Here is a 24,236-nt window from a genome sequence, read left to right as displayed (position 1 = left end):
CTAACGTGGCACCATGACGACTGACGAGCCTGCCGCCGCCCGGCCTTTGGTCTATGCCCACCGCGGCTCCAGCGGAACTTTCGCCGAGCACACCCGGGCCGCATACCTGCAGGCAATCGCCGACGGCGCCGACGGCGTGGAATGCGATGTCCACCTGACCCGGGACCAGCATGTGGTGCTCCTGCACGATGCCACCCTGGACCGCACCTCGGACGGCACCGGCCAGGTGGCCGACCGGACCCTGCAAGAGCTCCAGGAACTCGACTTCTCCTCCTGGAAGGGAGCCCGGATCCCGGAGGCCTACGGCGCCAGGTCCGGGCAGTTCCTGACCCTGCCGGACCTGCTCGACATCCTGCGCGCGGCGGGCCGCGGGATCGGCCTGGCGATCGAGTTCAAACACCCGAGCCCGTACCAGCTCAGACTCGAGGACCGGGCCCTCGAGGTCCTGCGGGCCCAGGGCTGGGATCCGCGGACGTCGATGCTGGACAACATTACGGTTTCCTTCATGAGCTTTAGCCCCGACTCCGTAAAACACCTCCTGGAGTCCGTGCCGGCGGCGGCCGTCTGCCAGCTCGTGGACGACGTCAATGTGGCGGAAATCCGGGAGGAACTGGGCCTCGGTGCCCTGACCGGCGGGGCGCTGGCCAACGTGATGAAGGCCGCCCAGGCTGAGGGCGAAAGGATCCTGGGGGCGGCCGAGGCAGGCATTGCCGGGCCCGGAATCGGGTACGTCCGCGCGCACGGCCCGGCCGTTCAGCGCTGGCTCGCCTCGGGGTTGCGGTGCCGGGTGTGGACGGTCGACACCGAGGACGACGTCGAACGGTGCCGGCAACTCGGGATCCAAGAGATCACCACCAACTGGCCGGCCCAGGTTCTGTCCCAGCTCATGGCGGACAGCCGGCCCCCGCGGTAGCCGCCTGGCCGCTCCGCGGATCCTGGCGGACACCTTCACCTCCTTTGCGTCCCCGGCGGATTACGGCCGGCGTGGCCGCTGTGGTTGAGTTGTTGCATGCCATTTCGCCGGCCCGTCCCGGACCTCCAGACGCTGTCCGCGGCAGCGATGAGTGCGCTGCTGCTCACCAGTGCCGCCAAGCACTTCCGCGAGCCTGAATTTTTCCACCCGGTGGTTCCTGACCTCCTGTGCCGGGATGACTCCGGCGAGCAGCCGAACGGGCCCCTGGCCGTCCTGTCCCGTGAGGAATGGGTGGCAGTGAGCGGGCTGCTGGAAGCCGCCGCCGCCGTCGGGCTCCTGGTCCCGGCCACCCGGAGGGCCGCCGCCGGCTGCGTCACGGCGCTGTTCACCGCCTTCCTCTCCGGCCACGTGGACGCCCTGCGCAAGGCCTACGGGCCGGAGGGCTCGCCGCGCCGGCGACGCGTTCACACCCTGCGGCTCCCGCTCCAGGCGCCCCTCATCGCATGGGCCTGGACCCTGACGCGGCGGAACCGGCGCCCGTGAAAATCCTGCAGTCACCGGCGGTGCGGATCGGTTTGTCGATCAGCATCGCCACCGGTCTCTACGGCGTCTCCTTCGGCGCGCTGTCGGTAACCTCCGGCCTGGATTTCTGGCAGACCATGGCCCTGAGCCTGCTGCTGTTCAGTGGCGGCTCGCAGTTCGCCTTCATCGGCGTGGTGGCCGGAGGCGGGTCCGGCGTCGCCGCGATGGGCGCCGCGACGCTGCTGGGCATGCGCAACGGCATCTATGGCATGCAGATCAATGCCCTGCTGCAGCCGCGCGGGTGGCGGAAGTTTGCCGCTGCCCAGCTGACCATCGACGAGTCGACCGCCACCAGCACCGGGCAGACGGACCCCGACGAGCAGAAGCGCGGCTTCTGGACCGCCGGAATCGGTGTCTTCGTCCTCTGGAACCTGTTCACCGCCCTCGGCGCCCTGGCCGGCGGGGCACTTGGGGATCCCAAGCAGTGGGGACTCGACGGGGCAGCCGTGGCGGCCTTCCTGGGACTGCTCTGGCCGCGGCTGAAAGGCCGGGAACCTGTAGCCATCGCGGTGGTCTGCGCGCTGGCCACCGTGCTCGCCGTGCCGTTCGTGCCCCCGGGAGTGCCGATCCTCGTTGCCGCCGTGGTCGCGGCAGGGATCGGCTGGTTCAGCCACGGCCGCAGCGACGAGGGCCTGGAACCGGACGTCGATCCCTACGCGGAGGACCACGTGCACCACCACCACGACCCTGCCCGCGATCCCCGCGGCGACCGCACCGGAGACGACGCATGAACCTTTGGATGTGGCTGCTGCTCTCCTGCCTGCTCGCCTACGCCTGGAAGCTGCTCGGCTACCTGGTGCCGGCCAGCCTGCTCCGCAACCCGCGGATGTCCAGGATTGCCGGGACCATGACGATCGGGCTGCTGGCGTCCCTGACGGTGGTCAATGCCGTCGCCTCCGGCCAGTCGCTCGTCCTGGACGCCCGGCTGGGCGCACTGGCGGCGGCAGGCATCGCCTTGTGGTTCCGCGCGCCGTTCCTCGTGGTGGTGATAGCCGGCGCGGCCGCAGCCGCCGGGCTCCGGGCGCTGGGCTGGGACTGACCCGCCCGTGGGACGGCTGGCCGCGCTGGACCGCTGACCGGCTGTGGGCGCGCCGGAACGGTCTTTAGTCCCTACTTGGTGCCGGGATCGCGTGGGAGCATTCGAACATGACTGAACACGACGGCGAGCAGCCGGCTGCCGAGAACGAGGCCGCCGACGAGCAGCCCGCCGAGCAGCAGCCCGCCGACCCGGAGGCCGCCGACGAGCAGGCTGCCGACGAGCAGGCTGCGGAGCCGCGAAAGGACCAGCGCTCCAAGCAGCACGAGCCGTATGTTTCCGGCGGGGCTGAGTCCACCCGGGAAATGCGCGAAATGAGCCGCCGCCGTCGGGAGGCCGAAGAGAAGCTTCAGCAACACCTTCTCGAGGCCAAGGAAAAGCCGGCCGAAGACTAGCGCCGGGCACAAGGCTGCCGGGGCACCTGCAGGATCCGGCGCTTAGACCGGCGTCCCGAGTCCGGCGAGCCGCAGCATGACGGCCAGGCCTTCCGGGGTGCCCGGCCAGTGGCGCCGGACGGCGTCGGCCCCGGCGCGGGAGACCACCGAGCGCAGCACCAGCGCCACGATCACGACGTCGTCTGCGTACCCGATCACGGGGATGAAGTCCGGAACGAGATCGATCGGGGAGGCCAGGTAGACGAGCAGGAGTGCCAGCCGGACCCGGACCCCCACGGCCACCGACCGGTCCGCCAGCAGGCKGCGGATGAGCCGAAGCAGGTCCGGGAGCAGCCGCAAGGCGTCCTTCATGGTGACGGTCTCGGGGTGCCGTCGGGCATAGGCCCACAGCAGCAACAGGAGGACGGCATAGACCGCCAGTACGCCGCCGATGACCCCGGCAACTGTTTCCCATCCCATAGCTAGATCATATGGCCCTAGCCGAGAACGGCGTCAAACGCGGTGCCCGTCAGCGGGGCCTGCGGCGGCAACGCCCGGTCCGGCCGCTCCGTCCGGATGGCGTCCTCAACCAGCGCCACGGGCCGCCGCCACGCGTCGGAGCCCGGCTCCATGGTGTCCACGACGCCGATCAGCATGGCCAGCAGGCGGATCATGTCCGTCATGGAAATGTCGCTTCGCAGGGTGCCCTGCCCCTGGCCCCGGCCCAGCAGCACGGCGATGGATTCAATCAGGCCGCCCGTGATGCCGGTCAGCAGCCCGCGCCGGCCCGCGACAGCTCCCAGCAGGTTGGCCTCATCGCTGGCAACACGCATCGTGGCATCGATGACCCGAAAGAGCCCTGCAGCGGCGTCAGGATCGGCCAGGGCCTCATCGATGGACGGATCCACCTGCAGCCGGAGCTGCTGGTTCAGGGCAGCGAGCACCAGCTCTTCCTTGTCGGCAAAATTCCGGAATAAGGTGGCGGGACCCACCCCGGCGGTGACGGCGATGGTCTGCAGCGGAACCTCGGGGCCGTGCTCGCGGAAGCACTGGCGGGCCGCGGCGATGATTTTGTCCACGTTGCGCGCCGCGTCTGCGCGGAGCGGCCTGCGGTCTACTGCCCGGTTCATTTGCCTAGGGTAGCAATGCGAAGGGTGCGCGAACCTGTTACCGGCGGGTAGTGACTTATGTGACGACGGCGGAGGTGCGCCCGGCCGCTGCCGGGGTGAAATCACGTGAAAGACTGGTGCCGGGCAGCCCTGGAAATTTTCGCCCCGGCTGTCCTGAAAGAGTGAAGGGAACCACCACATGCTGGTCGCATTCTCCGTAGCACCCTCCGGTGACCCCGCCAACGGGCAGGCGCCCGGCGACGCGTCGGTCCACGACGCCGTCGCGGCGGCGGTGCGGATCGTCCGGGAGTCGGGCCTGCCCAACCGGACGAGTTCCATGTTCACCGAGATCGAGGGCGAGTGGGACCAAGTCATGGACGTCATCAAGCGGGCCACGGAGGCGGTGGGCGCCTACGGTTCCCGCGTCTCGCTGGTCCTCAAGGCGGACATCCGGCCGGGCTACAGCGGTGAGCTGACCGGCAAGGTGGAACGGCTGGAAAACGCCATCGACGGCCAGGGCGCCGGCGGGACCGGGCCGCAAATTCCGGTCCGGCCCGGAACCTAGGGCCGGACCGCACGCCGAAACCCGGGCGGGAAAACCGCGCCCGGAGGGGTACCGCCGGGCGCGGGCGGCTGGAACACTGGGGGCATGATCGAGCATCAGTCCACCCCCGGCTGGGTCGCCGTCGAGAACTTCCTCTCCGACGCAGTGGTCCGCCCGGACCGTTCACTCAAGCGCGCCGTCACCAGCGCCCTTGAGGCAGGCATGCCGCCCATCGAAGTGGCCCCCAACGCCGGCAAACTCCTGAAATTGCTGGTCCAGCTCTCCGGCGCCCGCCGCGTCCTGGAGATCGGCACGCTGGCCGGATTCAGCACCATCTGGCTGGCCCAGGGGCTGCCCGACGACGGCCGCCTGGTCACCTGCGAATACCTCCCCCTGCACGCCCGCGTCGCGCGCGCCAACGTTGACGACGCCGGGCTGGGCCACAAGGTGGACATCCGGGTCGGCGCGGCGCTGGACACCCTGCCCGAACTGGAAAGCGAGGCCGGGCCGCCCTTCGATTTCGTGTTCATCGATGCCGACAAGGAAAACAACCCGCACTACCTGGACTGGGCCATCCGGCTTGGCCGGCCCGGCACCACCATCGTGGTCGACAACGTCGTGTGGGAAGGTGCGGTGCTGGACGCGTCGATGGACCCTGTCAACGCCCCCGGAATCATCAGCACGCTCCAGATGATGGGCGATGACCCGCGGCTGGACGGCACCGTGATCCAGACCGTGGGTTCGAAAGGCTGGGACGGCTTCGCCCTCGCGATCGTCCGCTAGGCACAGAGAATGTCCGCCAGGGTGCATGGGCCTGCGTCAGCGGACCCGTGAAGCGCACTGCAACCCCCAAGTGCTAAGTATGCTTAGATTGCTTGTCGACGGCGCCAGCGATGGCGGCGCGGCCGCGGACGCGCAGGACTTCAGCCACGTGGCCGGGCCCGCGCCCGATCCGCACAGCCCGAATCAGCCCAGCCCGAAGGAACACAGGCAGTCGAAATGAACGGGATCCCCATCTCCCACCACCCTCTACCTGTCCGGATCAGCTCCGCGGCCGCAGACCTGGAGACGATCAGCCCCCTGCTGTCCGAGGCGCAGGCCGCCGTCGGCGATGTCCCGGCGCTGCTGGAGCTGGCCAAGTCGGCAGCGGCGGCGGCGCCCAAACCCGGGGACGGCCGGACCGCGTTCCTGTGGGAGATTCTGGCCTCTGTGACCGCCGTCGATGTCGCCGCCGGACGTGTGCTGGAACCACAACTGGACGCCGTGGCGATCCTGGCCCAGGCCGGCGACGACGCCGCACAGCACGGCCGGGACTGCCCGGATCCCGACGATACCGACTTCGAAGGGACCTGGGGAGTGTTCGCCGCCGAGGCGCCCGGCTTGCGGCTTGAAGCCAAGGAATCCGCAGACGGCTGGATCCTGCAGGGATCCAAGCCCTGGTGCTCGCTCGCCGCGCAGCTGGACCATGCCGTGCTGACGGCCCATCTGGAGGCAGGCGGCCGGGCCGCCTTCGCCGTCGACCTCCACGCGGACGGCGTGGGCTTCGCGAATCCGGAGTGGACCAGCCGGGGGTTGCGCGAGATTCCCAGCGGAACAGTCCACTTTGAGGCCGTTCCCGCCGTGCCCCTCGGCGGCGCCGGCTGGTATTACCAGCGCCCGGGTTTCGCCTGGGGCGGCATGGGCGTGGCCGCCTGCTGGCTCGGCGGCGCCGTCGCCGTGGCGCGCAGCTTCGCCGATTCCCTGCGGCACGCCGCCGACGGCGGACGGGAACCGGACCAGATTGCACTTGCCCACCTCGGTGAGATTGACCGAACGCTGGCCGCCCTGACCGCCTGTCTGGCCGGCACGGCCGCGAGGATCGACGCCGGGGAGCTCTCGGACCGCGGTGCGTGGAAGGAAGCCCTGCGTGTGCGCGGCAGCGTTGCCACCGCCGTCGAACGCGTCCAGACGCTCGTGAGCCAAAATCTCGGTCCGGCCCCGCTCGCCTTTGATGAGCGCTACGGAAAACGGATGGCCGATCTCGCCCTGTACATCCGCCAGCACCACGCGATGCGCGACGACGCGCAGCTGGGCGCCCTGGCGCTGGCCGAAAGCAACCCATGGTGACTTTCACCCACAACGATGCCGGGACGTCCGAGGCCGCCTGGGCCGGCAGCCGTGCCGCCGGGCTGCCGGACCTGCCGCTGGATGACGCGGCGCTCGCCGGCCGGGCCTTCATTGTCCTGGCCGCGCACCCGGACGACGAATCGCTCGGGGCCGGCGGGTTGCTGGCCCGGCTGCACTCCGTCGGCGCTACGGTCCGCGTGGTGCTGTGCACGGCGGGGGAAGGATCCCACCCCGACTCGCCAACGACGACGCCGGAACAGCTCGCCGCGGTCCGGCTGCAGGAGTTCGGCGACGCCCTGAAACACTTGTTTGGGGAAGGAACCGGGAACGGGGCCGGGGACACAGCGTGGCAGTGCCTGGGCCTGCCCGACGGACAGCTGGCCGGGCACCGGGAAGGGATCCGGGCCGCGGTCCGGGAGGCGGTCCGGGAGGCGACGGCCGCATGCGGGCGCGCCGCCGGCGAGGTGGTTCTCGTGGCGCCCTACCGTTCCGACGGGCACACCGACCACGACGTCCTCGGATCCGTTGCCGCCGAGCTCAGCGCCGCGGCGGGCCACGCTCTCCTCGAATACCCCATCTGGTACTGGTTGTGGGCGGCACCAGGCAAACCGGACGACGGCGACGTCCCGGCCGGACCTGACGACCCGTCCGGACCTGACGACCCGGCCGGCGGGGCATGGCGTGGCTGGTTCCGGCTGCCGCTGCGCCCGGCGGAGCTGGAGTCCAAGGCCGCCGCGATGGCGGCACATGTGTCCCAGGTGCGCCCGCTCTCCGGGCTGCCGGGCGACGAGGTGCTCCTGCCCCCGGCCTTCCTGGCGCACTTTGAGCGGACCTGGGAGACGTTTGCCTGGCACCCTGCGGGCGGGTCCCCACGGCCCTTCGCCGCGGGCGACGCGGAGCGCGTCTTCGATGCGGTCCACGCCCGGGAGGAGGACCCCTGGCAGTACACCTCGAGCTGGTACGAGCAGCGCAAACGTACCCTCACGCTCGCCGCGCTGCCCGGCAGCAGCTACGGGGCCGGGTTGGAGATCGGCTGCTCCATCGGGACCCTGAGCGTGGAACTCGCGCCGCGGTGCGGAAGCTTCCTCGCCGTCGACGCCAGCGGCACCGCCCTAGACCATGCTGCCAGGCGGCTCGAGCACCTGCCCGCGGCAACGACGCGCCACCTGACCGTCCCGAACGAGTGGCCGGACGGTTCGTTCGACCTGATCGTGGTTTCGGAGGTGGGCTACTATCTCTCGCCGGCAGAACTTGCCGGACTGTTCGACCGGATTGAAGGCTCGCTCATGCCTGGCGGGACCCTCGCGCTGTGCCACTGGCGGCACCCCATTTCCGGCTGGGAACTCGACGGCGACGCGGTCCACGCCGCGGCCCGGCGGCATCTGGGGTGGGCCGGCGGCGGGACCTACCAGGAGCGCGACTTTGTGCTCGAGGTGTTCCTTGCGCCGGACGCTGTCCCGGGTGCCGGGCCGGGCCTGGGCGGCCCCGAACGGATGCGGTGACCTCGGTGGCGGCGTTGCCGTTGCCGCGCGGGCACCGCATCGACCGGGTCGCCGTCGTCATGCCCGCAAACAACGAAGAAGACCACCTGGAGCTGGCGCTGGAGGCCGTTCAGCGGTCCGCGGACGCCCTGCGCAGGGTCCGGTCCGACGTCGACACCCGTGTGACGGTGGTGCTGGACAGTTGCACGGACGGCTCCGCCGCCGTCACGGCCGGCTTCGCAGCCTCGGACCCGCGGTTCAGCGCACTGGAGGTCAGCTACAGCAGCGCCGGCGCCAGCCGGGCCGCGGGCGTCCGGGCCTCCGGCATCGGCTTGACCCGGCGGCGGCCGCCCGGCCAGCGCTGGACGCCGCCGCCCTGGGCCGGCCGGATCTGGCTGGCCAACACCGACGCCGATTCCCGGGTGCCGGAGAACTGGCTGGTACGCCAGCTGGAGTTCGCCGAAGCCGGGGCCGACGCCGTGCTGGGATCCGTGGAACCGGACCCCGCCGGGATGGACCCTGAACTGCTCCGGCGCTGGCACGAACGCCACCCCTTCCGCGAGGACCACCCCCACATCTATGGCGCGAATTTCGGGGTCCGGGCTTCCGCCTATCTTGCCGCCGGAGGGTTCGCCCGGGTCACTTCCGAAGAAGACCGGACCCTGGTGCACAGCCTCCGCAGCCGCGCCTTTACGGTTACGGCAACGGACAGCATCAGGGTCATGACCTCCGGCCGGACCATTGCCAGGGCACCCCACGGCTTTGGCACCTACCTGCGGAGCCTGGGTCACCTGTTGCCGCCTGCGGGCTGAAGATTCATTGACGCCGGGACCGGGCCGCTCCACACTGAAGAAGTGACGGACGATGCGAAAGAACCCAGCATTGATCAGGTTGTCGAGCGTCTGGCTGCCAGGTTTCCGCACGTACCGCGGATGCACATCGCCGGGATTGTCGGCGAGGAATTCGATGCCCTGAACGCAGGCCGGATCAGGACCTACATACCCACACTCGTTGAACGCGGCGCCCGCGTGCGGCTGAAGAGCGAGTTCGGGCTCAGCGCCGCCGACGACTGACGCACGTGACGCCGCCCCCTAGCCGCGAGTTCGCCGGATACGCGCCACACCGCATCCGCGAGTTCGCCGGATACGCGCCACACCGCCGTAAAATTCCGGCGGGCCCGCAGCCTTCCGGCGATTTCGACGGGGGCCGCCGGCGGCCTGCAGTGCCCGTGAGGGGCGGAGCGCGGGGGTGAATCCCGGGCCGGGGCAGGACTCGCTGTCAGCCGTTGCCGGACTCAGCGCCGACGAAGCCGCCCGGCGGCTGAAGCAATTCGGTGCCAACAAACTGCCCGAGCCCCGTCCGGTCCCCGGCTGGCGGAGTCTCCTGGCTGAGCTGACCCACTTCTTCGCGATAATGCTCTGGGTGGCGGCCGTCTTCGCGATCATTGCCGGCATGCCGGAACTGGGCATCGCCATCGTGGCGGTGATCCTGATCAACGGGGTGTTCGCCTACATCCAGCAGGAGCGGGCCCAGCACGCCGCCGCCAAGCTCCGCGAGCTGCTCCCGGCCATGGTGTCGGTCCGCCGGGACCACCGCGTCATCAAGGTCCACTCCACCGAACTGGTGCCGGACGACGTCGTGGTGCTGGTGGCCGGCGACCGCGTTCCGGCGGACCTCCGGCTGGCCCTGGCCACCGGCTGCGAAGTCGACGAGTCGATGCTCACGGGCGAAAGCGAGGCGGTCGCCAAAAACCCGGGCGACGCCGCCTTCGGCGGGACCTTCCTGGTCAACGGGCACGCCGAAGGCGTGGTCTCGGTGACGGGCGGCCAGACCCGGCTCGCAGAGATCGCGTCCCTGACGGGCAAAGTCGAAGCCCCCACCAGCCCGCTGTCGCTGGAACTGCAAAGAATCGTCCGCATCACCGCCACCATGGCCCTGGGCATCGGCGCCCTGTTCTTCGTCCTCTCGCTCGTGGTCGGCATTTCCTGGCGCGATGCCTTCCTGTTCGCCATCGGGGTGGCCGTCGCGCTGGTCCCCGAGGGCCTGCTGCCGACCGTCACGCTCTCCCTGGCGGTCGGCGCGCAGCGGATGGCCGGGCGCAACGCCCTCGTGCGCAACCTCCAAGCCGTGGAGACCCTCGGCTCCACGACCTTCATCTGCACCGACAAGACCGGAACCCTGACGCAGAACCGGATGAACGTCGTCGAGGTCTGGACCCCGGCCGGGCTGCTGACCATCAATGGCCAGGGCTACGGCCCCGAAGCCGAGATCACGGGCGGCGGCCTTCAAGAAGCCCGGCGCCTCAGCGTCGCTGCCCGCGCCGCCTCAGTGGGGCGTGCCGTCCTCCACGAAGACCGCTGGATAGCCGAGGGGGACCCGATGGAGGCGGCCATCGACGCGCTCGCCGTCCGCCTCGCCCTTCCGGGCGAACAGCCGGAATGGCCGACGCCGTCGCACCGGTTCGCGTTCGACTCCCGCCGGCTGCGGGAGTCGGCAATCGTCGGCACCGCCCTCTTCGTGAAGGGGGCCCCGGAGTCCGTGATTCCGCTGTGCCTGGCCCCCGGCGGCGGGGCTTCGGATCCCGGCTCGAACCGGGCAATGGACATGGTCGATGAGATGGCCGCCCGTGGCCTGCGGGTACTCGCCGTCGCCCAGCGCAGCCTGCCCGGGCCGCCCGGCGCCACGTTCAAGCTGGAAGACGTCGAGGCCGGGCTGACGCTGCTGGGCCTGATGGGCCTGCACGATCCTCCCCGGACCGAGGTGAAAGTGGCACTCCAAGCCGCCCGCGACGCCGGAATCAAAGTGGCGATGGTGACCGGCGACCACGCCTTCACCGCCGCCGCCATCGCCCGGGAGACGGGGCTGCTCGGCCCCACGGAAACCGTGCTGCAGGGACCGGACCTGCCCGGGGACGACGCCGTCCTGTCCGCCCTGCTGGACCGCGACGGAGTGGTGGTCAGCCGGGTGACGCCGGAACAGAAGCTCCGCGTGGCCCGGCTCCTGCAGGGCCGCGGGCATGTCCTGGCCATGACCGGCGACGGCGTCAACGACGGCCCTGCGCTGCAGCAGGCCGACATCGGGGTCGCTATGGGACGCAGCGGCACCGACGTCGCCCGTGAGGCCGCCGACCTCGTGCTGCTGGATGACGACTTCGCCACGATCATCGCCGCGGTGGAGCAGGGCCGTGCCACCTATGCGAACATCCGGCGCTTCCTGACGTACCACCTGACGGACAACGTCGCCGAGCTCACCCCCTTCGTCATCTGGGCCTTGTCCGGCGGCCACTTCCCCCTGGCGCTGGGCGTGCTGCAGATCCTTGCCCTGGACATCGGCACCGACCTGCTGCCCGCCCTGGCCCTGGGCAGCGAGGCGCCCAGCAAGGGGACGCTGAAGCGGCCGCCCGAGCGCCGGCACCTGATGGACCGCGCCCTCATGTTCCGGGTGTTTGGGCTGCTGGGACCGGTGGAGGCGCTGATGGAAATGACGGCGTACACGGTGGTGCTGCTCGGGGCGGGGTGGCGGCCGGGCGCCGAGCTGCCGGCTAGCGACGTGCTCATGGCGGCGTCCGGCGCGGCCTTCACCACGGTTGTCCTGGCCCAGCTGGCGAACGCCTTCGCCTGCCGCAGCGCCACCGTCCCGCCCTGGCGGCTGGGCTGGTTCACCAACAGGCTGCTGCTGTGGGCCGTGCTGGCCGAGCTGGGGCTGCTGTGCGTGTTCCTGTTCCTCGGACCGTTGGCGGCGCTGCTGGGCCAGGCGCCGCCGACACCGGGCGGGCTGGCGGTGGCGGTGGCCGCCGTCCCCGCCGTCCTGCTCGCCGACTGGCTGTACAAGATCGTCCGCCACCGCCGGGCTGGTTCCCCCGGAGGCTCTCCCTCAGGAGACGCAGGACCCGGCGCCGGCGGCATTCCCTCAGGTGGCACCGGAGCCGGCGGCGGCGCGCGGGTCCAAAGCCCCTGACCCCGGGACACCGGTCCCGCGCAGTATGGGTCCACCGACAACGCACAGGAGTGCTGACATGGCTGAATCGCCCGTGATGTGGTTTGACGAGATCGGCATGGCCGACGTCCCGCGAGTCGGCGGGAAGAACGCCTCGCTCGGCGAGCTCATCCGGACCCTCCAAAGCGAGGGGGTACGGGTCCCCGACGGATTCGCCACCACGGCCGCCGCGTACCGCTCATTCGTCGCGGCCAACGGGATCGACGCCGCCATGCGATCGCGCATTGCCGACTACCGGTCCGGGGCCGCCACCCTGCGCGCCACCGGCGAGGCCGTCCGGGAGCTGTTCCTGGCCAGCGAGTTCCCCAACGACATCGCCGAAGCCATCCGCGCCCACTACCGGACCCTGGGGGACCGGGCCGGCCTGGACCGGCTCGCCGTGGCGGTGCGCAGCAGCGCGACGGCGGAGGACCTCCCGGACGCGAGCTTCGCCGGGCAGCAGGAGACCTTCCTGAACATCGCGGGTGAGCGGGAACTGCTGGACGCCTGCCGCCGCTGTTACGCCTCACTCTTCACGGACCGGGCCATCAGCTACCGCGAGGTCAAGGGCTTCGACCACATGGACGTCGCCCTCTCCATCGGCGTCCAGCGGATGGTGCGCTCCGACGTCGGGGCATCCGGGGTGATGTTCTCCATCGATACCGACTCGGGCTTTCCCCGCGCCGCCGTCATCAGCGCGGCCTGGGGCCTCGGCGAAACCGTCGTTCAGGGCACCATCAATCCGGACAAGTACCTGGTCTTCAAGCCGCTCCTGACGGAGTCCGCGGCCGCGGAGGGCATCGCCCCGATCATCGAGAAATCCCTCGGCTCCAAGGCCCGGAAAATGGTCTACAGCCGCGGCGGGAGCGCACGCACCCGGATGGTGGACACCTCGGAGGCTGAGCGCCGTGCCTTCGTGCTGGGCGACGCCGAGATTCTTGCCCTCGCCCGCTGGGCCGTCACGGTCGAAAACCACTACGGCCGGCCCATGGACATGGAATGGGCCCGCGACGGCGAGACCGGGGAACTCTTCATGGTCCAGGCCCGGCCCGAGACAGTCCAGTCGCTCCGGACCGGTCCCCGATTCACGGTCCACCACCTGCTGGAACAGGGGACGGTGCTGGCCGCCGGCTCGGCCATCGGCGACTCGATTGCGCACGGCACTGCCTGCGTCATCCGGACCGCGGCGGACATCGCGAAGTTCCGCGACGGCGCCATCCTCGTGACCGAGATGACCGACCCCGACTGGGTGCCCATCATGAAACGGGCCGCCGGGATCGTCACGGACCACGGCGGCCCCACGAGCCACGCGGCGATCGTCAGCCGCGAGCTGGGTGTGCCCGCCGTCGTCGGAACCGGCAACGCCACGGCCGTCCTGGCCGAGGGCCGGCCCGTGACGATCTCCTGCGCCGAGGGCGATCTGGGCCGCGTCTACGACGGCACCCTGGCGTTTGAAACGGAAGACGTGGACCTGGGCGCGCTGCCAGAAACCCACACTGCGGTCATGGTCAACATCGCCAGCCCGGCCGCGGCCTTCCAGTGGTGGCGGCTGCCGGCAGACGGCGTCGGGCTCGCCCGGATGGAATTCATCATCAGCAGCCTGATCCGCGTCCATCCCATGGCACTTGTCCACCCGGAACGGGTCACGGACCCCGCCGAGACGCAGCAGATCCGGGAGCTGGCGCAGGCCTATGCGGACCCGACCGAGTACTTCGTGGACGCCCTGTCGCAGGGCATCGCCAAGATCGCCGCACCGTATTATCCGCGCCCCGTGATTGTCCGGCTCAGCGACTTCAAGACCAACGAATACGCCCACCTGCTCGGCGGGGGCGCCTTCGAGGAACCGGAAGAGAATCCCATGCTTGGATTCCGCGGCGCTTCCCGGTACTACGACCCCCGTTACCGCGAGGGGTTCGCGCTCGAATGCGCCGCGCTCAAGCGTGTCCGCGAGAAGCTCGGGTTCACCAACGTCATTGTCATGGTGCCGTTTTGCCGCACGCCGCAAGAGGCGGACAAGGTCCTGGCTGTGATGGCCGAGCATGGTTTGGTCCGCGGCAGCAACGGTCTGCAGGTCTACATGATGTGCGAAATCCCGTCCAACGTGGTCCTGGCCGAGAAGTTCGCCACGCGGTTCGACGGGTTCTCGATCGGCTCCAACGACCTCACACAGCTGGTCCTGGGCGTGGACCGCGACTCCGGCCAGCTCGCGGCGCTCTTCGATGAGCGGGACGAGGCCGTGATGGCGATGATCAGCGAGGCCATCCGGAAGGCCCACGCCGGCGGCATCAAGATCGGCATTTGCGGGCAGGGACCGAGCAACCATCCGGAGTTCGCCGCGTTCCTGGTGCGGGAAGGGATCGACTCGATCTCCCTGAATCCGGACAGCTACCTCAAGACCGTGCCGCGGATCGCGGAAGCGGAGGCAGAATCAGCGAAGGCAGCGTCAGCCAAGACGGCGTAAGCCAGGAAACTCAGCCCGGTAGCGGGGCCTGCCGCGCGCTTTCCCCGGACCGCACCTTGGCGGCTGCGCCCTGGCGGCCGGGGCCGAGAGAGCGCAGGGCGTTGAGGATCGTGGCGAGATCCACCAGTTCCTGGGACAGGGCGCCGGCGATGGCCGGCACGTAGCCCGCGGCCGCGGCCAGCATGAGGGCCACGCTCAGGGCGATGCCGATCCAGATGCTCTGCAGCGCCACCTGCACGGTGCGTTGGCCGATCCGGACGGCGGTCGCCACCTTGGAGAGGTCATCGAGGATGATCACGACGTCGGCCGACTCGCCGGCCGCCGTCGAGCCGCGGGCGCCCATGGCGATTCCGACGTCGGCGACCGCCAGGACGGGGGCATCGTTGACGCCGTCGCCGACCATCATGACCGGACGGCCCGGCAGCGACCTGACGGCCTCGACCTTGTCCCGCGGCAGGCACTCGGCGCGGACATCGGTGAGCCCTGCCTCGTCCGCGATGTGCCGTGCCGTGGCGAGCGCGTCCCCGGTCAGCATGACCGTCCGGCGCACGCCCAGGTCCTTGAGCTCGCCGAGGGTGCGGCGGGCCTCTTTGCGGATGGGATCGCTCATCACCAGGGAGCCCACGAAATTTCCACTGGCACCGACGTAGATGGCGAGCTCGCCGCTGGCCAGCCCCGTCTCCACCACGCCGGACGCCCACTCCGCGACGAACGCGGGCTTGCCCACCACCACGTCCTGGCCGTCGAACCTGGCGCGCACCCCGTGGGTGGCGAATTCGGTGGCTTCGGTGGCAGCCGCGAAGGGCAGGGCCCGGTTCCGGGCGGCGTCCATCACCGAGGCGGCCAGGACATGCGAGGAATACTGCTCCGCGGACGCCGCCAACTGCAGGACCTCGTCTTCTGCGAGGGGCCCGGCGGTCCGGATATGCACCAGGGACGGGCGCCCGTACGTAAGGGTTCCCGTCTTGTCGAAGGCGGCCGTTTTGATCCGGCTCAGCTGTTCCAGCACCCCGGCGTACTTGACGATGACGCCGGAGTGCGCGGCGCGGCTCATGCCGCCGAGGAATGCCACCGGCGCGGCAATCAGCAGGGGGCACGGCGTGGCCACAACGAGGACCTCGGCGAAGCGTTCCGGGCTGCCGCTGATGATCCAGCCCACGGCGCCGAGCAAGTAGGCGAGGGCCGTGAACGGCACGGCATAGCGGTCAGCGAGCCGGACCATGGGCGCCTTGCTTTCCGCCGCCTCCTTCACGAGGGCGACGATGCGGCTGTACTGCGAATCCTCCATGCGCGCCGTGACCCGCATCCGGACCGCGGCCTCACCGTTCAGCGACCCGCTCATGAGGCCGTCCCCGGCGGTCCGCTCCACCGGCAGGCTTTCCCCGGTGAGCGAGGACTCATCGAAAGATCCGGACTCGGAGAGCAGGACGCCGTCCAGCGGGACCACCTCGCCGGGCTTGACCAGCAGGATGTCCCCGATCTCGACGTCGGCGGCCGCCACGTCCTCGTGCTGGCCCTCTGTTTGGGTTCCGGCTGTTTGGGTTCCGGCTGTGTGGGTTCCGGCGGCGGGGGAGCCGTTGCGCTCCCGGTGGGCCGTCTGGGGGACGCGTTCGAGCAACGCGGTGAGTTCGCCCTTGGCCCGGCCGGCGGCGTAGTCCTCAAGGGCAGTGCCGCCCGCGAGCATGAGTACGACGATCATCGAGGCGATGTATTCGCCCACCAGCACGGTGCTGACGATGGCGGTGACGGCCAGGATGTCGATGCCGAACTGCCCGCCCGCGAGCCGGCGGGCCATCCCGACGGCGAGGTAGGCCGCCACGGCCAGGGCATAGACGCTCGCAGCGGTGCGGGCTATGCCGTCCTGGCCTGCAGCCACAAGGACCAGCACCGCCAGCAGGACAAGGAGGGTCCCGGCCACGAGCGGATACCGGAGCACGAATTTCACGGAGGTTCCGCCTTAGCTTCGTATCAGTTTTGGCGTCTCCCTGAATCCTACTGCGCGGCTGCGACCGGCTTGCTGCGGCAGCCTCCCGGACCGTCCCCGGGCCCCGGCATGAGAGGCTGGAAGAGCATCCGTCCCGACCAAGCCGGGCCGGCGCGCAGGGACCCAACCTGTAACGGCCCGCGGCGCAGCACAGGCAATGCCAGGAGGAATGACGTGCAAAGCAGTTCAGAGACCGTCGACACCCGGACCGCCCTGGTGGTGGGGGCAAGCGGAATTGCCGGATCCGCCCTAGTGGACAGGCTCGCCGAGGAGGGCTGGGACGTGTTGGGGCTCTCCCGCAATCCCCTCCACCGCCGCGGCGTACGCCATGTGAGCGCGGACCTGACCTCCGTGGAGAACCTGCGCGAGGCCCTGGCCGGTGTTTCACCCACCCATGTGTTCTACACCGCCTGGTCCAGGCGGAAGTCCGAACAAGAGAACATCGACACAAACGCGGGCATGCTGCGGAACGTCCTCGCCAGCCTCAACGGCAAGCCTGTGAGGCACGTCGCCCTCATGACCGGGCTGAAGCACTATCTGGGCCCCTTTGAAGCGTATGCGGCCGGGGAAATGCCGGACACCCCCTTCCGGGAGAGCGAGCCGAGGCTGCCGACGCCGAACTTCTACTACGCCCAGGAAGACGAGTTGTGGGCAGCGGCCGCGAAGCAGGGCTTTGGCTGGTCCGTGCACCGGGCGCATACGGTGATCGGGCATGCAGTCGGGAACGCCATGAACATGGGACTCACGCTCGCCGTTCAGGCATCCATCTGCAAGGAACTGGGCCAACCGTTTATCTTCCCGGGTTCCGAGACGCAATGGAACAGTCTCACGGACATGACCGACAGCGGTCTGCTGGCGGACCACATGATCTGGGCGGCCACAGCGGACAACGCGAGCGACGAGGCCTACAACATCGTCAACGGCGACGTCTTCCGCTGGCGGCGCATGTGGCCTGCGCTGGCAGACTACTTCGGGGTCGAACCGGTGGGCTACATCAACGAACCCCGCCCCCTGGAGCAGCAAATGCGCGGCATGGAAGGCGTGTGGGCGGACATCGCCGCCCGCCACGGGCTGGCCGAACCCGATATGGCACGGCTGGCATCCTGGTGGCACACGGACGGCGACCTGGGCCGGAACCTCGAGGTGGTCACGGACATGAGCAAGAGCCGGCTCGCCGGCTTTACCGGGTACCGCCGCACGGAAGACGCATTCCTGCAGCTGTTCGACCGCTACCGTGCGGACCACTTGATTCCGGCGTCCTCCTAGGCTGCGACACGGCCGCGTGGGCCTTTCAGCACTGGACCGGCCGTGACCGGCGAGGCCACAGTGAACCATGCGGTCCATGGTTGCGGGCGGCCGGCGCCGGCTGATGGTGGTCGCGGCCGTCGTGGCTGCGCTGGGCCTGCTCGCCGCCGGCGCCGCGGTCCTGCTGTTGCCGGGGACGCCGACGGCGTTCCCGCCCGCATCCACGCCTGTTACCGCGACGGCATCCGAGTCCGTCCCCGCAACTGCCTCCGGGACACAGACCCCTGCCTTGACGACCGCGACATCGCCGCCCCCGGGCACCGGCCTGCCTGCTCCGGCCGTGCCGGTTCCCGTCCCGCCGCCCGCCCCGGAACCTACAGCTCCCGCGCCGGCGCCGCCCGCGGCGCCGTTCCCCGGCGCGCTCGCCGGCCGCGACCTGGAAACCATCCCGGGTGCGGGCGCCGCCGTCGCCCTGACCTTTGACGCCGGCGCCAACTCGGCCGGACTGCCCAGCATCCTGCAGAGCCTCGCCGCCGCGCGCGTGCGGGGCACGTTCTTCCTCACCGGAAGCTGGGCAGCCGCGAACCCCGGAGGGGTGGCGGCGATCGTCGCCGGCGGGCACCGGGTAGGCAACCATTCCATGACGCACCCGGCCTTCACCGGGCTTGCGGATGCCGGCATCGCGGACCAACTCCGCTCGGCCGAACAAGCCATAAGGGCGGCGGGCGCCGATCCTAGGCCACTCTTCCGCTTTCCCTTCGGTGACCGCGACGCCAGGACCATCGCCGCGGCCAACAACCTCGGCTATCTTCCGGTGCGCTGGAGCGTTGACACCCTGGGCTGGAAAGGCACCAGCGGCGGAGTGACAGCGCAGCTCGTGGCCGACCGGGTCCTGGCGGGCCTGAAACCGGGGGAAATAGTCCTGATGCATATCGGCTCCAATCCCGACGACGGGACCACCCTGGACGCTGATGCGCTGCCCCAGGTGATCAGCCGCATCCGCCAGGCCGGCTACGACTTCACCACCCTCGATGCACTCCTGGGCTGAGCGCAGCCGGGCCAAACGCCGCTGTCGCCCCGCACCGATCGCTGATAGGACTGGGCCATGACGGAGTCGCCCACAGTTGCCGCCGCGCTGGCGCCCGTCGATGCCGTGATCTTCGAGCTCGACGGAGTCGTGACAGACGCCGGCGAGCTCCGCGCCGCGGCCTGGAAACAGCTCGTGGACGACCTCATGCAGGACCCCCGGCTTCCCGCCGGCGCGCGGCGCGGGTCCCTCACGGACGACGAATTCGCACGCTGCATCGAGGGCCGGACCTTGGAGGACGGCGTGGCCGGGTTCCTGGCCTCGCGCGGCGTCGCCATTCTCCGCGGCTCGCCCGCGGACAGCCCGGCAGGGTGGACGGCGTTCGGGCTCGCGCGGCGCCAGAACAAGATATTCGAAGCCCTGTCCGCGGGCCGGCCCGTCCACGTCTTCCCCGGCACCGCCGCGCTGCTTGAACGCCTCCGGGCAGGGCGGATCCCGGTGGTCCTCGCCACGTCCGGCCTGAACGACGCCGCGATCGTTGCCGCAGCGGGCCTTGGCGATGTCTTTGACCACATCGTGGACGGCCAGGCGGCCCTGGACAACGGCGCCGCCGGAGTGTCAGCGCCGGAGCTGGCCCTGGAGGCCGCCCGCCGGCTGGAGATCACACCGGCCCGGGCCATGGTGATCGCCGGGGCCGCGGCGGGGGTGGACGCCGGGCGGCGCGGGGGATTCGGGCTCGTGGTCGGCCTTGACCGGGCCGGGCGGCGGGCCGCGCTGGAAGCCGCGGGCGCCGACGTCGTGGTTGAAGACGTCAGTGAACTGGACATCGGGCTGGTCATTACGCACCCGTGGCTGCTGGTGTACGAGGGCTTCGATCCCGCCCACGAAGGGCACCGGGAGGCGCTGACCACGCTCGGCAACGGCTACCTCGCCACCCGCGGCGCCGCCCCGGAACACCGCGCGGGGGACGCCCACTATCCCGGCAGCTACCTTGCGGGCGTCTACAACAGCCTCGCGAGCGTCGTCCAGGGCGTAGAAACCGTGGATGAGCACATGGTTAACATCCCGGACTGGCTGCCGCTGGATGTCCGGGTGGGCGACGGTGCGTGGTGGTCCGACGGCGGCCTGACGCTCCGCAGCGAGCGGCGCACTCTGGACCTCAAGCGGGCCTTGCTGAGCCGGGAAGCGCTCTTGGCGGACGACGCCGGACGGCAGCTTCAGGTACTCCAGCGCCGGCTCGTGTCCATGGCCGAGCCCCATCTGGCCGCACTGGAAACCACGCTGACCGCCGTCGGTTGGAGCGGGTCCATCAGCATCCGCAGCGGTTGCGACACCGGCGTCACCAACTCCAACGTGCCCGAGGACGCCCAACTGGCCAACCGGCACCTGACAGCGGTGGCGGTGTCCTCGTCGGTGTCTTCGTCGGAGGACGGTTCGGACGCCGCGGAGCTGACGGTTCAGGTGCAGACGTCCGGGAGCAGGATCGGGATCGCCCTGGCGCTGCGGACCCGGATTTCCGGCGGCGGAGTTCCCGGGACTGTCGGGGCCGGCTCGGTTCCCGAATCGGCCGGAGGCATGTACAGCCACCGCTTCGAGCTGCAGGTCACTGACGGCATCCCCGTCACGGTCACCAAGACAGCCGCCGTCGCCACCTCCCGGGACCACGCCGTCGCCTCGCCAATCTCGGGGGCGCTCGCGGTTCTGTCGCGCGCACCCCAGGGGTTCGACGCGCTGCTGGCGGACCACGACGCGGCATGGAGCCTGCTGCTGGCACCGTTCATCATCGAATCCGATGCCCCGTCCCAGGCCCAGCTGATCCTGAACCTGCACGTTTTCCATCTGCTGCAGACACTGACCACCCACACCGCCGAGCTCGATGCCGGGGTCCCGGCCCGGGGGCTCCACGGCGAAGGCTACCGGGGGCACATCTTCTGGGATGAACTCTTCGTCCTCCCGGTCCTGAACTCCCGGCTGCCCGCGGTGGCCCGCGAGCTGATTGACTACCGCTGGCGGCGGCTGGGAACCGCGCGGGACGCGGCCCGGAAGGCCGGGCTGCGCGGCGCGCTTTTTCCGTGGCAGAGCGGCAGCGACGGCACCGAGCAGACCCCCAAGTTCCTGTTCAACAAGCTTTCCGGGCACTGGATGCCGGACTACTCACGCCTGCAGCGGCATGTTGGACTGGCGGTCGCCTACAACGCCTGGCAGTACTTCGAAGCGACCCAGGACCGGGGCTGGCTGACCCGGCATGGCGCCGAGATTGTGGTGGACGTCGCCAGGCTGTTCGTCTCCCTGGCGGAGCACGACGCCGCCCAGGATCGGTTCCACATCAAGGGTGTCATGGGCCCGGATGAGTACCACACCGGCCATCCGGGCAACCCCGGCGGCGGGCTGGACGACAACGCCTACACCAACATCATGGCGGCCTGGGTGTTTGACCAGGCGGTCTGGATCATGCATTCAGTACGGGGTTTCGACATGGAGGAACTCCGGGCAAGGCTGGGGATCACGGGCACGGAAATCGATGCCTGGGCGCACCTGAGCCGGCGCATGTTCGTTCCCTTCCACGACGGCGGCATCATCAGCCAGTTCGACGGTTACGGCGCCCTGCGGGAACTCGACTGGAATCACTACCGCCGCGCCTACCGCAACATCGAACGGCTGGACCTGATTCTCGAAGCCGAGGGGGACAGCACCAACCACTATCGGCTGGCCAAACAGGCGGACGTCCTCATGCTCCTGTATGTCCTGGGCGAGGACCAGCTCCTGGGGTTCCTGCGCCGGATGGGCTACGACGTCGAGCCGGCGCAGATCGCGGCCACCGTGGACTTTTACCTGGCCCGGACCGCGCACGGCTCCACCCTTAGCCGGGTCACCCATGCCTCAGTGCTGGCGCAGCACGATCCGGAGCGGGCGTGGGCAACCTTCCGGGAAGCGCTGGACACGGACCTGGACGATACCCAGGGCGGCACCACGCGTGCGGGCATCCATCTGGGCGCCATGGCAGGCTCGATCGACGTGATCCAGCGCAGCTTCGCCGGGCTACGGATCACCCGGGACGCCCTGGACTTTACCCCGCGGCTGCCGGCCGAGCTGTCCCGGGTGGAGTTCCAGGTCCGCTACCGTGACCAGTTGCTGGCCGTGCACCTCGGCCCGGACCGGCTGCGGGTGTCCGCCGCCCCGGGGGACGCGTCTCCGGTGCTGGTGCGGGTGGGCCTCGAGAAGGTGCTGCTCCGGGCGGGCCAGGAACACGAGTTCCGCCGGGACGCCGGGACGCCCGGCTGACGCGCGGGGCGTGCCCTGGGCGTCTTCGCAGCGACTTGCGTGCGATGGTTCCGGGCTACGTCGCGTCCAGGTGCAGCACGGCCGCTCCGGTGATCCGGTCCTCAGCCAGGTCCCGCAGGGCCTGGTCCGCGGCCTCGAACGGGTACGCCACAGTGGTCGGGCGGAGCGGGATCTCGGCGGCGATCCGGAAGAACTCCTCGCCGTCGGCCCTGGTGTTGGCGGTGACGCTGCGCAATTGGCGCTCTTCGAAGAGCTCGTCGGCGTAGTGCAGGGACGGAATATCGCTCAGGTGGATGCCCGCGACGGCGAGCGTCCCGCCGCGGTCCAGGGCGCGGAGCGCAACCGGCACCAGTCCGCCCGCGGGGGCGAAGAGGATCGCGGCATCCAGGGGATCGGGCGGTTGCTCCTCGGCCCCGCCCACGAACGTCGCGCCCAGGTCCAGGGCCAGTGCGCGCGCCTGCGCGGACCGGGTCATGACGTACACGCGGGCACCGCGGTAGAGGGCGATTTGGGCGGCCAGATGCGCGGAGCCGCCGAACCCGTAGATGCCCAGCCGCCCGCCGATCGGCAGTTCGGCCCGGGTCAGGGCACGGTAGCCGATGATGCCTGCGCACAGGAGAGGTGCGGCCTCCTCATCGCTAAACGTCTCCGGGATCCGGTAGGCGAAGTTCTCCGCCACCGTGATGAGCTCGGCGTACCCGCCGTCGCGGTCCCAGCCGGTAAACGTGGGCGACAGGCAGAGGTTTTCCTGGCCGCGCAGGCAGAACCGGCAGGCGCCGCAGGTACCGCCCAGCCAGGCCACGCCCACCCGTTCGCCAAGGCCGAACCGGGCGGCCCCCGGGCCTTGCCCGATCACCTCGCCCACTACCTCGTGGCCCGGGATGATCCCGGGGTGCCGCGGCGGGAGGTCGCCCTCGGCCAGGTGCAAGTCCGTGCGGCACACACCGCAGACCCGCACTTTCAGCAGGACCTCTCCGCGTCCCGGCACAGGGTCCGGGTGGTCGGCGGCCACGAGGGGCCCGCTGGACATGGGCCCCGGACGTCCAACTTGCCAGGCGCGCACCGCGGCCTCCTTCTCTGCAGCCTGTGCAGGCCCGCATCGGTTACATTCGCGGCGGCTAGCGGGTGACCAGCACGTTGCAGCGCGCCTTGTGCAGCACGGCGGAGACCGTGTTGCCGGCTCCGGCCGCGGGGTTGTGGGTCCCGAGCACCAGGACGTCGGCGTCGTCCGCGGCGTCGAGGAGCTCCCGGGCGCCATGGCCCTCGCGCAGGACGCCGGAAACCTCAAGCCCTGGCGCCAGCCCGCGGGCCTCGTCGATGGCGCGGTCGAGCAGCTCCTGGCCCTGGAGCATGGCGTGGCGGCCGTGCTCTTCCCGTGCCCCGCCGCGCAGCGGTTCGACGTGGACGAGGTGCAGCGGGGCGCCCAGGACTTTGGCCAGCCGGACGGCCTCGGCCACCGTGGCCGGGCTGCGGGGCGAGGCGTCGACTCCCGCCACGACGGGGTGGGCCCGGCGGCGCGGGCGCCGGATGATCATCACCGGGCAGGGTGCCGAGCCGGCCAGATCAATGCAGACCGAGCCGGCCACCTGGCCCAGGACGGCGCCGAGACCCCGGCTGCCGACTACCAGCAGCCGTGCGTCCCGGGCAGCGTCGCGCAGCACGGGTGCCGCGAGCCCGGCCTCCATGAGCCCGTCGACGGCGGGGCCCGGGCGTTCCGGCTCATTCTCGGAAACGGTTGGCTGGAGGCCCGGCGGCGCGGCTCCGGCTGCTTCGAGGACGGCCTTGCGGGCCAGTTCAACGCCCTCGGCGAGGATGGCTTCCGCGGAGTGCCGCAGCCCGCTGCCGGCCACCCCTTTGACGGGGCCCAGGTTCTTGGTGAAGACCGGCCACACCCAGGCATGGACCACCAGGAGGTTCAGCCCGGCCGCGGCCGCGTATTCGGCCGCCCAGCGAACGGCGAGTTGGGCGGCCCCAGACCCGCCGTAGCCGACCGCCACGGTGCCGCCCTGTTGCCCTGTGGGTGCCGACATTTTCCCTCCCGGCTCGGCGGACGCACCCCTTCGCCCGGCACTATGTGCAGCCCCAGTAGAACCCTGCGGCCCGGGAATGGCTAGGGG

21 protein-coding genes are annotated in these 24,236 nt (G+C 70.4%); 16 read left to right on the top strand and 5 right to left on the bottom strand.

What is annotated here, in order from left to right:
- The first annotated feature begins 13 nt into the window (after window positions 1-13).
- The 5 genes from AC1DXI_RS04455 to AC1DXI_RS04435 all read left to right on the top strand — a co-directional run bounded on the left by AC1DXI_RS04455 (window position 14) and on the right by AC1DXI_RS04435 (window position 2,926).
- Window positions 14-913 carry a glycerophosphodiester phosphodiesterase gene (locus AC1DXI_RS04455; protein ID WP_476937611.1) on the top strand — a complete coding sequence of 300 codons (900 nt, stop codon included), beginning with the start codon at window positions 14-16 and terminating at the stop codon, window positions 911-913.
- Between the two features lie 96 nt (window positions 914-1,009).
- The gene (locus AC1DXI_RS04450; RefSeq protein ID WP_476937610.1) at window positions 1,010-1,456 is read left to right on the top strand and encodes a DoxX family protein; all 447 of its coding nucleotides are present in this window, start codon (window positions 1,010-1,012) and stop codon (window positions 1,454-1,456) included.
- A complete protein-coding gene (locus tag AC1DXI_RS04445) occupies window positions 1,417-2,226 on the top strand; it encodes an AzlC family ABC transporter permease (protein ID WP_476937609.1) in 810 nt (269 codons plus the stop codon). The genes AC1DXI_RS04450 and AC1DXI_RS04445 overlap by 40 nt, the downstream gene beginning before the upstream one ends.
- A complete protein-coding gene (locus tag AC1DXI_RS04440; RefSeq protein WP_026266674.1) occupies window positions 2,223-2,534 on the top strand; it encodes an AzlD domain-containing protein in 312 nt (103 codons plus the stop codon). The genes AC1DXI_RS04445 and AC1DXI_RS04440 overlap by 4 nt, the downstream gene beginning before the upstream one ends.
- 107 nt (window positions 2,535-2,641) lie before the next feature.
- Window positions 2,642-2,926, top strand: a complete 285-nt coding sequence (locus AC1DXI_RS04435; protein ID WP_476937608.1) for a hypothetical protein — start codon at window positions 2,642-2,644, stop codon at window positions 2,924-2,926.
- 42 nt (window positions 2,927-2,968) lie between these two features.
- On the opposite strand, the gene AC1DXI_RS04430 is transcribed toward AC1DXI_RS04435, so the two are convergent.
- Window positions 2,969-3,385, bottom strand: coding sequence for a YkvA family protein (locus AC1DXI_RS04430; RefSeq protein WP_476937607.1), 417 nt, complete (start codon window positions 3,383-3,385; stop codon window positions 2,969-2,971).
- Window positions 3,386-3,402: 17 nt separating this feature from the next.
- A complete protein-coding gene (locus AC1DXI_RS04425; protein WP_476937606.1) occupies window positions 3,403-4,035 on the bottom strand; it encodes a TetR/AcrR family transcriptional regulator in 633 nt (210 codons plus the stop codon).
- Window positions 4,036-4,213: 178 nt separating this feature from the next.
- Between AC1DXI_RS04425 and AC1DXI_RS04420 the strand changes: the two genes are divergently transcribed.
- The 8 genes from AC1DXI_RS04420 to ppsA all read left to right on the top strand — a co-directional run bounded on the left by AC1DXI_RS04420 (window position 4,214) and on the right by ppsA (window position 14,581).
- Window positions 4,214-4,579, top strand: a complete 366-nt coding sequence (locus AC1DXI_RS04420) for a thiamine-binding protein (RefSeq protein WP_476937605.1) — start codon at window positions 4,214-4,216, stop codon at window positions 4,577-4,579.
- 84 nt (window positions 4,580-4,663) lie between these two features.
- Complete coding sequence (locus AC1DXI_RS04415; RefSeq protein WP_370117409.1) at window positions 4,664-5,341, top strand: O-methyltransferase; 678 nt, start codon at window positions 4,664-4,666, stop codon at window positions 5,339-5,341.
- A 216-nt stretch (window positions 5,342-5,557) separates the two neighbouring features.
- Window positions 5,558-6,664, top strand: coding sequence for an acyl-CoA dehydrogenase family protein (locus AC1DXI_RS04410; RefSeq protein WP_476937604.1), 1,107 nt, complete (start codon window positions 5,558-5,560; stop codon window positions 6,662-6,664).
- Window positions 6,658-8,166 carry a PIG-L family deacetylase gene (locus AC1DXI_RS04405; protein WP_476937603.1) on the top strand — a complete coding sequence of 503 codons (1,509 nt, stop codon included), beginning with the start codon at window positions 6,658-6,660 and terminating at the stop codon, window positions 8,164-8,166. Before AC1DXI_RS04410 ends, AC1DXI_RS04405 begins: the two co-directional genes overlap by 7 nt.
- Window positions 8,163-8,957 carry a glycosyltransferase family 2 protein gene (locus AC1DXI_RS04400; RefSeq protein WP_476937602.1) on the top strand — a complete coding sequence of 265 codons (795 nt, stop codon included), beginning with the start codon at window positions 8,163-8,165 and terminating at the stop codon, window positions 8,955-8,957. The genes AC1DXI_RS04405 and AC1DXI_RS04400 overlap by 4 nt, the downstream gene beginning before the upstream one ends.
- 42 nt (window positions 8,958-8,999) lie before the next feature.
- Entirely contained in the window at window positions 9,000-9,218 is a 219-nt protein-coding gene (locus AC1DXI_RS04395) for a three-helix bundle dimerization domain-containing protein (RefSeq protein WP_018774834.1), read from the top strand.
- Window positions 9,219-9,393: 175 nt separating this feature from the next.
- Window positions 9,394-12,102 carry a cation-translocating P-type ATPase gene (locus AC1DXI_RS04390; RefSeq protein ID WP_476937601.1) on the top strand — a complete coding sequence of 903 codons (2,709 nt, stop codon included), beginning with the start codon at window positions 9,394-9,396 and terminating at the stop codon, window positions 12,100-12,102.
- Between the two features lie 58 nt (window positions 12,103-12,160).
- Window positions 12,161-14,581: a phosphoenolpyruvate synthase gene (ppsA, locus tag AC1DXI_RS04385; RefSeq protein WP_476937600.1), complete on the top strand. Its 2,421-nt coding sequence runs from the start codon at window positions 12,161-12,163 to the stop codon at window positions 14,579-14,581.
- Window positions 14,582-14,591: 10 nt separating this feature from the next.
- Here ppsA and AC1DXI_RS04380 read toward each other — a convergent pair whose 3' ends face one another.
- Window positions 14,592-16,526: a heavy metal translocating P-type ATPase gene (locus tag AC1DXI_RS04380; RefSeq protein WP_476937599.1), complete on the bottom strand. Its 1,935-nt coding sequence runs from the start codon at window positions 16,524-16,526 to the stop codon at window positions 14,592-14,594.
- Window positions 16,527-16,739: 213 nt separating this feature from the next.
- Here AC1DXI_RS04380 and AC1DXI_RS04375 point away from each other — a divergent pair, with 213 nt between their 5' ends.
- The 3 genes from AC1DXI_RS04375 (at window position 16,740) to AC1DXI_RS04365 (ending at window position 22,119) form a co-directional block, all read left to right on the top strand.
- Window positions 16,740-17,831: an SDR family oxidoreductase gene (locus tag AC1DXI_RS04375; protein WP_476937598.1), complete on the top strand. Its 1,092-nt coding sequence runs from the start codon at window positions 16,740-16,742 to the stop codon at window positions 17,829-17,831.
- Window positions 17,832-17,907: 76 nt separating this feature from the next.
- A complete protein-coding gene (locus AC1DXI_RS04370; RefSeq protein WP_476937597.1) occupies window positions 17,908-18,858 on the top strand; it encodes a polysaccharide deacetylase family protein in 951 nt (316 codons plus the stop codon).
- 57 nt (window positions 18,859-18,915) lie between these two features.
- Entirely contained in the window at window positions 18,916-22,119 is a 3,204-nt protein-coding gene (locus AC1DXI_RS04365) for an HAD family hydrolase (RefSeq protein ID WP_476937596.1), read from the top strand.
- Between the two features lie 55 nt (window positions 22,120-22,174).
- On the opposite strand, the gene AC1DXI_RS04360 is transcribed toward AC1DXI_RS04365, so the two are convergent.
- Both AC1DXI_RS04360 and AC1DXI_RS04355 read right to left on the bottom strand, forming a co-directional pair.
- The gene (locus AC1DXI_RS04360; protein WP_026266670.1) at window positions 22,175-23,182 is read right to left on the bottom strand and encodes a zinc-dependent alcohol dehydrogenase family protein; all 1,008 of its coding nucleotides are present in this window, start codon (window positions 23,180-23,182) and stop codon (window positions 22,175-22,177) included.
- Window positions 23,183-23,237: 55 nt separating this feature from the next.
- Window positions 23,238-24,149, bottom strand: a complete 912-nt coding sequence (locus AC1DXI_RS04355) for a universal stress protein (protein ID WP_476937595.1) — start codon at window positions 24,147-24,149, stop codon at window positions 23,238-23,240.
- Between the last annotated feature and the right edge of the window lie 87 nt (window positions 24,150-24,236).

The sequence above is a fragment of the Arthrobacter sp. P1_H7 genome (assembly GCF_056405215.1).
Note: the sequence above shows the minus strand (reverse complement) of the source record. Positions and strands in the feature narration are given on the sequence as shown.